This is a genomic window from Streptomyces jeddahensis (assembly GCF_001642995.1).
GTDB classification, from domain to species: Bacteria; Actinomycetota; Actinomycetes; order Streptomycetales; family Streptomycetaceae; genus Streptomyces; species Streptomyces jeddahensis.
The window spans coordinates 1-12,396 of the sequence record NZ_LOHS01000075.1 but is presented as its reverse complement, the minus strand read 5'-3'; the positions used below and the strand labels follow the sequence as shown (position 1 = coordinate 12,396).

9 protein-coding genes are annotated in these 12,396 nt (G+C 72.2%); 7 read left to right on the top strand and 2 right to left on the bottom strand.

Annotated features, from left to right (window positions below; translation table 11 throughout):
* Positions 1 to 10: 10 nt before the first annotated feature.
* Both STSP_RS14370 and STSP_RS14365 read right to left on the bottom strand, forming a co-directional pair.
* The gene (locus tag STSP_RS14370; protein ID WP_232789631.1) at positions 11 to 1,843 is read right to left on the bottom strand and encodes a serine/threonine-protein kinase; all 1,833 of its coding nucleotides are present in this window, start codon (positions 1,841 to 1,843) and stop codon (positions 11 to 13) included.
* 274 nt (positions 1,844 to 2,117) lie between these two features.
* Complete coding sequence (locus STSP_RS14365; protein ID WP_456300503.1) at positions 2,118 to 3,113, bottom strand: formylglycine-generating enzyme family protein; 996 nt, start codon at positions 3,111 to 3,113, stop codon at positions 2,118 to 2,120.
* A 174-nt stretch (positions 3,114 to 3,287) separates the two neighbouring features.
* Between STSP_RS14365 and STSP_RS14360 the strand changes: the two genes are divergently transcribed.
* The 7 genes from STSP_RS14360 to STSP_RS14330 all read left to right on the top strand — a co-directional run bounded on the left by STSP_RS14360 (position 3,288) and on the right by STSP_RS14330 (position 12,349).
* Complete coding sequence (locus STSP_RS14360; RefSeq protein ID WP_067277055.1) at positions 3,288 to 4,511, top strand: D-alanyl-D-alanine carboxypeptidase family protein; 1,224 nt, start codon at positions 3,288 to 3,290, stop codon at positions 4,509 to 4,511.
* A gap of 134 nt (positions 4,512 to 4,645) precedes the next feature.
* Positions 4,646 to 5,965 carry a substrate-binding domain-containing protein gene (locus tag STSP_RS40170; RefSeq protein ID WP_078067166.1) on the top strand — a complete coding sequence of 440 codons (1,320 nt, stop codon included), beginning with the start codon at positions 4,646 to 4,648 and terminating at the stop codon, positions 5,963 to 5,965.
* A 100-nt stretch (positions 5,966 to 6,065) separates the two neighbouring features.
* Positions 6,066 to 7,400: an ABC transporter substrate-binding protein gene (locus STSP_RS14350; protein WP_067277053.1), complete on the top strand. Its 1,335-nt coding sequence runs from the start codon at positions 6,066 to 6,068 to the stop codon at positions 7,398 to 7,400.
* A 104-nt stretch (positions 7,401 to 7,504) separates the two neighbouring features.
* Positions 7,505 to 8,494, top strand: coding sequence for a carbohydrate ABC transporter permease (locus STSP_RS14345; RefSeq protein ID WP_067277051.1), 990 nt, complete (start codon positions 7,505 to 7,507; stop codon positions 8,492 to 8,494).
* A complete protein-coding gene (locus STSP_RS14340; protein WP_067277049.1) occupies positions 8,491 to 9,354 on the top strand; it encodes a carbohydrate ABC transporter permease in 864 nt (287 codons plus the stop codon). The genes STSP_RS14345 and STSP_RS14340 overlap by 4 nt, the downstream gene beginning before the upstream one ends.
* 59 nt (positions 9,355 to 9,413) lie before the next feature.
* Positions 9,414 to 10,451 (top strand): hydroxyacid dehydrogenase, encoded by a 1,038-nt coding sequence (locus STSP_RS14335; RefSeq protein ID WP_067277047.1) that lies wholly within the window; start codon positions 9,414 to 9,416, stop codon positions 10,449 to 10,451.
* Complete coding sequence (locus tag STSP_RS14330; protein ID WP_067277044.1) at positions 10,448 to 12,349, top strand: DUF2264 domain-containing protein; 1,902 nt, start codon at positions 10,448 to 10,450, stop codon at positions 12,347 to 12,349. Before STSP_RS14335 ends, STSP_RS14330 begins: the two co-directional genes overlap by 4 nt.
* Positions 12,350 to 12,396 lie beyond the last annotated feature (47 nt).

Genomic DNA, 12,396 nt, shown 5'->3' with positions numbered 1-12,396 from the left:
CGCGGCCCGTTCAGCCCGCCACAGGGTCCACCGCGTCACGCCAGACCTTGACGTCCACCGTGATGTAGTCCGTCGTATCCGGCGAGGGCGCCGTGCCGCGGAAGGTGATGAGGCCGACGTGGCCAGTGCCGCTGATCACGCACAGCCGGTCGCCCACAGCGAGGTCTTTCACCCAGACGTAACTCTCACTGCCGGTCTGTGCGAGGCACGAATCCAGCGTTCCCGCGGCGCGGGGCGCCAGGCGGGTCATCTGGCTCTGGCTGGTGGAACCGGGGGCCACGACGGCGCCGGAGGAGTACACGGCGTACGTGAAGTCCTCGTCACTGGTGCCCGTGTCGGCCTTGGAGCGTACGGGGTTGTCGGCCAGGTACAGGTCATGGCTGGCCGTCATGCGGATGCCGGTGTAGGTGACGGGGGCCGGCTGGGCGGCGGCCGTCGCGGTCGGTTTGCGGGAGGCGGCCGCTGTCGGTGACGTGGCCGGCTCGGCGGAGCCGGGCGGGGAGGTACGGGTCGGGGACGGGGAAGCGTTCGGCTTCTGCTTCGCCTTGGACTTCTTCGACGGCGACGCGGACGGGTGACCGGAACCGGTCGGCTGCTGCCCCGCCGTGGGGCTCGAGGACCGCCCCGCCTGCGCCGTCACGTCTTCCGGCCGCTCGTCGGGACGCAGGACGCCGGACAGGAACAGGGCCCCGGTCGCCGTGGCCGCGGTCAGGACGACCGCGCCGCCCGTGACGAGCCCCCACCGCTTGGTACGGCCACGCGATTCAGACCCCGCGACGCCGGCACTGGTCGGCGCGGAGTGCAGCGGGGCGCCTGCACCACCCTCTGGGGACGCGGCACCCAAAGCGGCCTGTGCACCACACGCTGCGCCGGCCGCTCCCAGGCCCGGGGACGCACCATCCGAACCGGCCTCTTCGTCGAGCAGGCCGCCTCCTCCCGTGCCCGGGAACGCGCTCTCCTGCCTCGGGCCGCTCTGCCGTGGGATGCGCAGGGCCATGGTGCTCATGGTGGCCGCCCGTGACGGCTGCTGCTGAGGCTCGCGCGCGACGTGCTCCGCCAGCTGCCCCACCACGGACGCCGGCAGCCAGCTCTGGCCGCGGCGCAGGCCGCCCTCCGGATTGGCGGCGGCGCACAGGCGTATGACGTCGGCCGGTGTCAGCCGCCGCGCCGGATCCTTGTGCAGGCAGCCCGCCACCAGGTCCACCAACGCGTCGGGGAGTTCGCCCAGCTGGGGCTCCTCGTGCACGATGCGGTACAGCACTCCGTGCGAGGGGCCGTCGCCGAAGGCACCCGCGCCGGTCGCGGCGAAGGCGGTGATCTGGCCGAGCGCGAACACGTCGGCAGCACCGGTGATCTCGCCGCCGAGTGCCTGCTCGGGCGCCATGAAGGCCGGCGTGCCGATCGCGGACCCGCTGTGGGTGAGGGCGGTGGCGTCCACGGCGCGCGCCACACCGAAGTCGATGACGCGGGGACCGTCGGCCGCGAGCAGCACATTCGACGGCTTGAGGTCGCGGTGCACGACCCCGGCGCGGTGGATGTCCTGGAGCGCCTCGGCCACCCCCGCTGCCAGCAGGAGCACCGTCTCCTTGGGCAGCGGCCCGTGCTCCTTGACGGCCTCCGCGAGGGAGGGGCCGGGTACGTAGGCGGTGGCGAGCCAGGGCATGGGCCCTTCGGTGTCGCTGTCCAGGACGGGCGCGGTGCATATGCCCTTGACCCGGCGGGCGTTGGCCACCTCCTGCCGGAACCGGTCACGGAAGTCGGCGTCGTCCGCGAGTTCGGGACGGATGACCTTCACGGCGACCGGTCGTCCGCCGGGTGTGTGGGACAGGTAGACGCGCCCCATACCCCCGGCACCGAGCCGCGCCACCAGACGGTATCGCCCTGCAGTACGTGGATCATCGTCCTGAAGCGGCTGGAACCTCTCCGCACCCGTCCCCGTCTGCACGTGCCCGACTCCCGTAGCGCTCTGCCCTCTGTCACACAACTGGTGCGGAACACTACCGGTGTTCGAGGGACAACAGTGACGGACGGCAGCCTTCGGCACGTACCTGGTGCCCTCGGTCCTCTTCGGCCATCTCCGGCCGTTGCGTGGCATTGCGACAGCAGGTACCCGCCTGTCAGGCAGGGACGAGGTCGCGGGCGCAGCGGAAGCCGCCGTGGCCGGTCGAGGAGTCCGGGGTGTTGTGCGAGCGGGCAGCCACGCGGTAGCGGTTGCAGTATGAGGCGTGGCACAGGTAGGAACCGCCGCGGATGACCCTCTCCTGCTGGCCGAGGAGCGCGGGAGGTGTCCCCACGCCCGGCCTGAACAGGTCGGCGCACCACTCCCAGACGTTGCCGGACGTGTTGTACAGACCGAATCCGTTGGGCTCGTACGCGGTGACGGGCACCGTCCCTGTCCGGCCGCCGGGCCGGTCCGAACGGTGGGGGAACTCGCCCAGCCAGGTGTTGCACATCTCCCGGCCGGCCGGGGTGAATTCGTCGCCCCAGGGATAGCGGGCGCCCTCGAGCCCACCGCGCGCCGCGTACTCCCATTCGGCCTCGGTGGGCAGCCGCACCCCGGCCCAGGTGCAGTAGGCGAGGGCATCCGCGTGCGAGACATGGACGACGGGGTGGTCCGCCCGGTCCTCGACGTCGGAGCCCGGGCCCTCGGGCGCGCGCCAGGAGGCCCCGGCGACGCCGAGCCACCACGGCGCCTGGGCCACGCTGCCCAGTACATGCGCCCGCGCCTCGTCATGGACGAGCAGGTGGAAGACGAAGGAGCTGCCGAACCGTTCGGCGTCCGTGACATGGCCGGTGGCCTCGGCGAACGCGGCGAAGTCGGCGTTGGTGACGGCGGTGACGTCGATGGCGAACGGCGCCACGGTCACCTCGCGGGCCGGGCCCTCGCCGTCGGCCGGATAGCCCTCGCCGAACGCGTCACCCATTCGGAACGCGCCACCGGGCAGCTCCGCCATCCGCCGTACGGGACGCGGGGCTTCCGGCATCCGCCCGGTCGGCTGTGCGGGCAGGTCCACCGCCGCGCCGGTGCGCGGGCCACGGCCGGGGCTGCAACAAGCCTTCGGCGCTGCGCCGTTGTGGTTGCGCGGGTCCGGCGTGGGGTCCGGGGCTCTCATGGAGGGCTCCTGGGGCAGAGGCGAACGGTGTCCAGGGTGCAAGCATCCCTCGACCGTGTAAGGGCCTGACCGGCGCCCCCTTTCCAGCGCGGCCCACTCCGTACCCCCACCCGGCCGCACCCACCCGGATCAAGCCGTTCTGCGAACCCGACCCCGTCTTCCTACGGTGACTGAATGGCAGTCAGACGCTTCCTGTGCTCATCCGTCATCCGCGCCGTGGCCCTGGTCACCGGCGCGCTCGTCCTCCTGCCCACGCCGGCGGCGGCGGTCGCCAGGGCGGAGCCGGCGCCGCCCCCGCCCCGGCCCGCTCCCCCGCGTTCCATCCTGGACGGACCGGGGACGAAAGTATGGGCCGCCAGGAGCACACCGGACCTGCCCGACGATCTCTCCGCACTGTCCTGGCTGGTGGCCGACGCGGACACGGGCGAAGTGCTCGCCGCGCGGAACGCACACCGCCGGCTGCCGCCCGCCAGCACGCTGAAGACGCTGTTCGCCGTCACGGTCCTGCCGCGTCTCGACGCGCGCGCACGCCACACGGCCACGGACAAGGACCTCGCCGGCATCGGCGAGGGCAGCAGCCTGGTGGGGGTCTCACCCGGACTGACGTACAGGGTGGCGGACCTGTGGCGAGGAGTCTTCCTGATGTCGGGCAACGACGCCGTACATGTGCTGGCGGCCATGAACGGCGGGGTGGAGACCACCGTCCGGCAGATGCAGGCGAAGGCACGCGCTCTCGGCGCCCGGGACACCCACGTGGTGACTCCGGACGGCTATGACGAGCCGGGGCAGGTCTCCTCCGCGTACGACCTCGCCGTGTTCGGACGGGCAGGGCTGCGGGACCCGGATTTCGTACGGTACTGCTCGACCGCCGAGGCCGACTTCCCCGGCGACGACGGGTCCACGTACCCGATCGCGAACACCAACCGGCTGCTCACCGGTGCCGACGGCGTGGGCCGTTATCCCGGTCTTATCGGCATCAAGAACGGCTACACCAGCAACGCCGGATACACCCTGATCGCGGCGGCCCGCCATGAGGGGCGCACCCTGCTGGTGACGGTCATGAACCCCCAGTCGTCCAGCGGACAGGCGGTGTACGAGGAGGCGAGGGAGCTGCTGGACTGGGGCTTCGACGCGGCGGGCGGTGTCAGGCCCGTCGGATCGCTGCTGCCTCCGTCAGCGACGCGTCCGGCCGCCGCCGCTGAGCCGACCGGTCCGGACCCGCAGAACGAGCGGGCCGAGAAGGCCGAAGGCGGCCGGCCCGGGAAGGCTGACTGGCCCGTTGTCGCGATCGCCGGCACCGGCTCGGCCGTCCTGGTGTCCGGTGCGCTGGCGACCGGTGTCCTCGTGGCGGTCCGGCGCCGGAACAGGAAGCCGTCCGGAGGCGACGCGCCTGCATGACCGGCGAGGCCGCCACGGCCGGGCAGGCACGGCCTCGCAGCGCCGGTGTGTGGACAACCAGGGGCAACCGATCGTTATGCTGCGCCCCGAACCGTTCAAACGCACATGCGCACGGACACGGCGAGGGGGCCGTCATGCGGGAGCCGGTCGAACTCAGGCGTCAGCGGATCCTGGCGGTCGTCCAGTCGCGCGGCGCGGCCCGCGTCACCGATCTCGCCGCCGAGCTGGACGTCTCGGTGATCACGATCCGCCGGGACGTCGAGGAGCTGGCGCGGGCCGGCAAACTGCGCCGCGGTCACGGCGTGGCGCGGTCGGTCGCTCCCGTCGAGGAGAGCCCGGCACCCGACGAGCCCCCCGCGGACGGCGACACGGTCGCGCTGGTCGTACCGGAGCGCCATTCGTATCTCTTCGAGACCCTGCACGGCGCGCGGCCGGTCCTCGAGAAGGCCGGGCTGCGTATCGCCCTGCACATCGCCCCGCAGGTGCCCGGGGCGGAACGCCCGCTGGTGGAACGCGCGCTGGCAGGCGGCGCACGCGGGCTGCTGATCGCTCCCCGGTGGCGCAGCGCCGCCGCCGAGGAGGCGGACCACGGCTGGCTGTCGGAGGTGGGCGTGCCGACGGTGCTGATGGAGCGTCGGCCGCGGCCCGGCAGTGCGCTGCACGCGCTGGACTCGGTGTGCTCCGACCACTGGTACGGGGTCCATCTCGCCGTGGACCATCTCGTCTCGCTCGGTCACCGGCGGATCATGCTCGCCGCGCGGAACGACAGCCCGACGGCACGCGCCGTCCGGGCGGCCTTCGCCGACATCGCCGCCGGGCGCCCGGAGATCGAGGACTGGGCGATCACGCTGAGCTCCCCGGACGCCGTGCCAAGGCCGGGTGGCCGGGGCCGTTCGGCGGCCGCCGGGGCACCGGCCTCCTCCAGCCGCGGTGCGACGTCGGCCGACGGGGGCACCGCTCCGTCGAGCGGTCCTAGCGGCGGCGCACCGGCCGACGGCGCACCTGCGTGGGGCGAGGGCGCCCACGCGCCGGGCGGCGGCGGCACGGGCCCGTCCCGCGACTCCGGCACACCGCCCGGCGAGGCCACCGCTTCGGCAGCCGGCGACATCCACGTCGATCTCGCCGCCTTGCTGCGCGAACGCCGCGCAACGGCCGCCGTGCTGCACGGAGACGTGGACGCTCTGATGCTCGTTCAACACCTCACGGACAGCGGCGTGAAGGTGCCGCAGGACTGCTCCGTCGTGGCGTACGACGACGTGGTGGCCGCCTTCGGCAGTACGCCGTTGACGGCCGTGGCCCCGCCGAAGGCGGCGATCGGGCGCGCGGCCGCCGAGTTGCTGCTGTACCGGCTGGCGGGTCCGCACGGGGCGGGGTCCGAGCCGGTGCGCAGGATCGAGCTGCTGCCCGAGCTCAAGGTGCGCGGCTCGGCGCTGCCCATTCCCGTCCTGGAGTGAGCGTTTGACCGCTTTCCCGATCTTCTGATCGGTCTATTGACCCGGACCGGTCAGGCGATCAGTATTCCCGTGTCCCGAAAAGGAGCCGCGGGAGGCATCCATGCCCGGTCGACAGAGCCGTCGATCCGTGCTCGCCGCGATCACCGCGCTGCCGCTGACCGGTGCCGTCGGCGCCTGCAGCGGAGGCAGCGAGAACCGGCGATCGCGCAGCACCAGCACCACCACACGCATCACCTTCTGGTCGGCACTGCGCGGCAGTCAGGAGGTGGTGGACGCGTTCAACCGTACGCACGACCGCATCCAGGTCGACTTCCAGCAGATCCCCTCGGGCGGCCAGGGCGGCTACGCCAAGCTCAGCAACGCCGCCCGCGCGGGCAACGCCCCGGACGTCGCCACCATCGAGTACCCGCAGGTGCCCGGCTTCGCCATCGACGGCGTCGCCCGGGACATCACCTCGCTCGTCAGCGACCGGCTCCGCGCGAAGCTGCTGCCGCAGGCACTCGGCCTGACGACGTTTCAGGGGCGGCAGTACAGCGTCCCGCTGGACGTCGAGCCGATGGTCATGCACTACCGCACCGACCTCTTCCACCACTACGGCCTCCGGGTTCCCCGTACCTGGGACGAGTTCGCGGAGACCGCGCGGGCGGTAGGGCGCAAGGCGCGCGACCAGCGGCTCGTGCTCTTCCCCACGGACGGGGCGATGCAGTTCGCCGCCTACTCCTGGCAGGCGGGCGCCCAGTGGTTCGACACCCGCGACGGTGCGTGGAACGTCTCGCTCGCCGACGAGCCGACCCGGCGCGTCGCGGCGTACTGGCAGCGGCTGGTCGACGACGACGTGGTCTTCATGAACGCGGTGGAGAGCCGTCAGAGCGACGCCCAGATCGGGGAGGGCCTGGTGCTGACCCGGCTCAGCGGCGCCTGGGAGGCGGGTGCGCAGATGAACGCGCGGCCGGCGCAGAAGGGCCAGTGGAAGATCGCACCGCTCCCCCAGTGGGACCCGGACCGGCCGGTGGTCGGCACCCACGGCGGCTCCACGTTCGCGGTCACCAAGGACAGCCGGCACCCGGAAGCCGCGATGGAGTTCATCGAGTGGCAGGTCTCCCACCCCGACGCGTTGCGTGCCCGGCTGTCCAGCGGCACCAGCAGCCAGTACCCGGCCGCCCCGGACCTCGTCGCCGTCGGCCGCGATGCCTTCGACCGCTCGTACTACGACGGCCAGGACATCTACACGCTCTTCGAGGAGCAGGCGGGCAGGATCCGCGACGGCTGGGTCTGGGGACCGCGTATGACGGCGACCCAGCGGGTCATGCAGGACGGCTTCGCGAGAGCCAGCGGCGGTCAGGGTTCGCTCATCGGCTCCGTGCGCGCGGCGCAGGACGGCACCATGCCCGACCTGAAGGCGCTGGGGCTGTCCACCACCGAGCACAGCACATGAGCGCTGTGGCTCCCGGCCGGACACAGCACGTGAGCGCCGTGACTTCGCTGAGCAGCGAAGCCTCGCCCCCTCCCTGCGCCCGCTCGAAAGGCAGGTGACACCCCATGACCACGACAGCCACGTCCCGCGCCACGGCCGCCGCCCGCGGCGACGCCCGCGCCTCCGGCACGGCCGCGCACGGCTCCCGCAAGGCGGCCCGCCGCCGTCAACTCGCCGCGTGCGCCGTTTTGATGACGCCGTTCTTCCTGCTTCTGCTGACGGTCTTCCTGATCCCCGTCGGGACCGCCGTGAGCTTGAGCTTCTTCAGCGACGACCAGCCGGGGCTCGGCTTCGGCCCGGAGCGCACCGTCTTCGTCGGGCTCCGCAGCTACGCGGCCGTGCTGACCGACCCGACGTTCCTGTCGGGGCTCGGCACGGTCGCCCTGTACTGCCTGATCTACATCCCGCTGATGGTGATCGGCGCCCTCGCACTCGCTCTGCTGCTCGACTCCGGTGTGGTCCGGCTGCGGTCGTGGGCGCAGCTCGGGCTGTTCCTGCCGCACGCCGTGCCGGGGATCATCGCCGCACTGATCTGGCTGTATCTGTACACGCCCGGCATCAGCCCGGTGATCGAGCTGCTCGGCAAGGCCGACATCACGGTCGACTTCCTCGGCGTGCACACCGTGCTCCCGTCGATCGTGAACATCGCGCTGTGGAGCAACCTGGGCTACAACATGGTGGTCTTCTACGCCGCGTTGCAGGCCGTGCCCCGCGAGGTCATCGAGGCCTCGGTGGTCGACGGCGCCGGCCCGGTCCGTACGGCGCTGCTGGTCAAGACGCCGCTGGTGCGCTCGTCGATCGTGGTGGTCGGGATGTTCACCCTCATCTGGGCGCTGCAGCTGTTCACCGAGCCGATGCTGCTCAGCCAGTCCTCACCGATGATCAACTCGCGTTTCTCGCCGAGCATGTACATCTACGACGCCGCGTTCACCCGCAACAACTACAGCCTGGCCGCGGCCGCCTCCGTCGTGCTGCTGATGTGCACGATCGCCCTCTCCTACGGGATCACCCGCTGGACCAGCCGCGCAGGCTCCGCCGAGGAGGCCGCCCGATGAGCGCATCCCACACCACCGCGCTGCGTCCCCGCCTGCTGGGCCGCGCCTCCGTCAATACCGTGGTCGCCCTCTCCGTCCTCTACACGCTTCTGCCGGTGCTGTGGCTGGTGCTGGCCGCCACCAAGAACCGGGACGCGCTCTTCGGCAGCGACCTGCTGTCGCTCGGCGACTTCTCCTTCGTACAGAATCTGCGCGACCTGTTCACGATGGACGGCGGGCTGTACGGACGCTGGTACGTCAACAGCCTGCTGTACGCCGTCGTCGGGGCCGCGGTCGGCGCGCTGGTGAGCGTGGCCTGCGGCTACGCCTTCGACAAGTACCGCTTCCGGCACAAGGAGAAGCTGTTCGGTCTGGTCCTCGCCGCGGTGATGGTGCCGCAGACCGTGCTGGCGCTTCCGCTCTATCTGATGGCCTCGGGCGCCGGGCTGGTGAACACCTTCTGGGCGGTCTTCATCCCGGTCCTGTTCAATCCCTTCGGCGTCTACCTCGGGCGGATCTTCAGCCACGGCTACGTACCGGACGAGGTGCTGGAGGCCGCGCGCGTCGACGGCGCGGGCGAGCTGACGACCTACCTGCGGGTCTCGCTGCGGATGCTGGGGCCCGGACTCGTCACCGTCTTCCTGTTCCAGCTCACCGCCATCTGGAACAACTTCTTCCTGCCGATGGTGATGCTGTCCGACCAGGACCTGTACCCGGTGAGCCTCGGCCTCTACCAGTGGAACAGCTCCGCCACCGTATCGCCCGAGTACTACCCGGTCGTCATCATGGGTTCGCTGCTCGCGATCGTGCCGCTGATCCTCGCCTTCGTCCTGCTGCAGCGGTTCTGGCGGTCGGGGCTCACGGCGGGGGCCGTCAAATGACCGCAGGCCGCGGCGAGTTCCGTACGGCAGTTCCAGGAGATGGGAGTTCCAGGAGTCAGATGGCCAGCTCAGCACCAGGCACACGTGCCCGGCCGCGTCCGCGTGCCGCCCTCGCCATGTCGCAGGACGCCGCGGCGGCCGTGCTCGATCCGGCGTCCCTGGCCGCGCTCGGCGAGGTGTGCGACCTCGCTCCGCTGCCCGTACTCGACGACTTCACCACCGACCGGGCCCGTACCGTCCTCGCGGACGTCGAGCTCCTCGTCACCGGCTGGGGCTGCCCACGCCTCGACCAGGCCGTGCTCGATGCCGCGCCCCGGCTGCGTGCCGTCGTGCACACCGCCGGCTCGGTCCGGCCGCACATCACCGATGCCTGCTGGGAGCGCGGCATCGAGGTGTCGTCGGCGGCCTCGGCCAACGCCCTGCCGGTTGCCGAGTACACGGTCGCGATGATCCTGCTGGCCGGAAAGCGTGTTCTGGAACGGGCGCGCGACTACCGCGCGGCCCGGCGGCGCGACGACTGGCTGCGCACGCCCGCCAGCGTGGGCAACTACCAGCGCACCGTCGGCATCCTCTCCGCCTCGCTCGTCGGCCGCCGCGTGATCGACCTGCTGCGCCCGTACGATCTGCGGATCCTGCTGCACGATCCGTACGTCCCCGACGACGAGGTGACCGCGCTGGGCGCCCGCCCGGCCCGTCTGGACGAACTCTTCGCGCAGAGCGACATCGTGAGCGTCCACACCCCGCTGCTGCCCACCACCCGAGGCCTCGTCAGCCGCGAACTGCTCGCCGCCATGCGCCCGGACAGCGTGCTGATCAACACGGCCCGCGGCGCCGTCGTCGACCAGGACGCGCTCACCGACGTCCTGCTGGAAGGCAGGATCCGTGCCGTCCTGGACGTCACCGAGCCCGAGGTGCTGCCGCCGGACCATCCGCTGTGGGACTGCGAGAACGCCCTCATCACCCCGCACCTCGCCGGCTCCCAGGGCAACGAATGGCGCCGGCTCGCAGAGCTGGCCGTCAGCGAGGCCGGACGCTGGGCCGCGGGCGACGGCTTCGCCCATCCCGTACGACGCGAAAGGCTGGCATTCCTCGCATGAGCTCGCCGCTCCAACTCCCTGAAGATGACCGCGACCTCAGCCCGTACACCGGCTACACCCGGGCCCACTGGGAAGCCGCCGCCGACGGGCTGCTGCGCGCCGCCTGGCGGTGGGCCACGCCCGGCGGCGCCCTGCTCGACCTGCCGGGACGGCCGTCACGGTCGGGTGTCCGATCAGACGGCCTGGAGGGATACGCCCGCACCTTCCTCGCGGCCGCGTTCCGCGTGGCGGGCGCGGACGGCAAGGACCCGCACGGGTGGCTCGACCGCTACGCGGACGGAATCGCCGCCGGAACGCGCACCCCCGGCCGGGACGACGCCGAGTCCTGGCCGCTGATCCTCGACCACGACGTGCAGGGCCAGCCGATGGTCGAGTCGGCGTCCGTGGCCCTCGGGCTGCGGCTGACCCGGCCGTGGCTGTGGGACCGGCTGGAGCCGGACGTGCAGGACCGGGCCGAGGAGTGGCTGCGCGGCGCGATCCGCCATGTGCCCGCGCCGAACAACTGGTACCTGTTCCCCTTCACCGTGGCAGGGTTCCTGGAGTCGGTCGGCCGCGGCGACGCGGAGACGGCCCGCGCACACGAGCGGGCCCTGGAGCTGCTGGAGACCTGGTACCGCGGCCAGGGCTGGTACGCCGACGGCGACGGCCGCGCCTTCGACCACTACAACGGGTGGGCGCTGCACCTCTACCCCGTGCTCCACGCGCACCTCGCCCAGGACACGGAGATGTCGGCGCTCTACGGCGCCCGGCTGCGTGAACATCTGAAGGGTTTCGGGCTGTTCTTCGGCGGCGACGGCGCCCCGCTCCACTTCGGACGCTCCTTGTCGTACCGCTTCGCCGCCGGCGCGGCGGTGGCCCTGGGAGCGCTCACGGGCCACACCCCGCTCACACCGGGGACGTCGCGGTGCCTGCTGAGCGGATCTCTGCGGTACTTCCTCGACCGTGGCGCGGTCGGCGACGACGGCCTGCTCAGCCTCGGGTGGCACGGCCCCCACGAGGCGACACTGCAGACCTATTCGGGCCCGTCCTCGCCGTACTGGGCGTCGAAAGCATTCGTGTCGCTGCTCGCTCCCGCGGACCATCCGCTGTGGACGGCGACCGAAGAGAGCGCTCCCAGCGAGGACGCCGACCGCGTCCTGGCACTGCCCGCTCCCGGTCTGCTGCTGCAGAGCACCCGCGCGGACGGCATCGTCCGGCTGCACAACCACGGCAGCGACCATGTCCGGCCGCACGAGGGCGAGTCGGCCGCCGAGGACGACCCGCACTACGGCCGCCTGGCGTACTCGACACGGACCGGGCCCACGGCGAAGGCCAACGTCCCTGACAACCACCTCTCCGTGGAGATCGCCGGGGTCCGCAGCGTCCGCCGCCGCATCCGGCCGCTGGGTGCCGGAGACGGTGACGGCTGGGGCTGGGCGGCCTCCTGGCACCTTCCCGTGTTCGTCTCGGGCCCGCCGATGGTGCCGGGGCTGCGGGTGGAGAGCGTCACGGTGGTGCGGGGACGGTACGAACTGCGGGTGCACCGCGTGGTCGGCGCCCCGGCGGGGGCCCGCGTCACGCAGACGGGTTGGGCCACCGGGCCCGACGAGCCGCTCGCATCGGCCCTCCACCCGCTGCACGGCTGGCAGGACGTCGACGACGTCCGTGCACCGCAGGGCACGGCCTTCAGCCGCTGGGCGCGCGTTCCACGCCTGACGGCCGGTGCGGAGAGTACGGGGCTGTACGCCGCCCTGGCCACGCTCTCAGCGGAGCCCGATCCGGCCCCGCTGTCCGCCGCCGTGACCGCGGTGACGGTGGAGACGGACAGCATCGAGGTGCTGTGGGCGGACGACGGGTCCCGCACGTGCATCGGCTTCGAACCGCTGGAGGTCGGCATGTTCAGCCCGTCCGGCGCTTGAGGACGAGGGCCCCTTCCCAGCCCGTCCGGCGTTTGAGGACGAGCCCA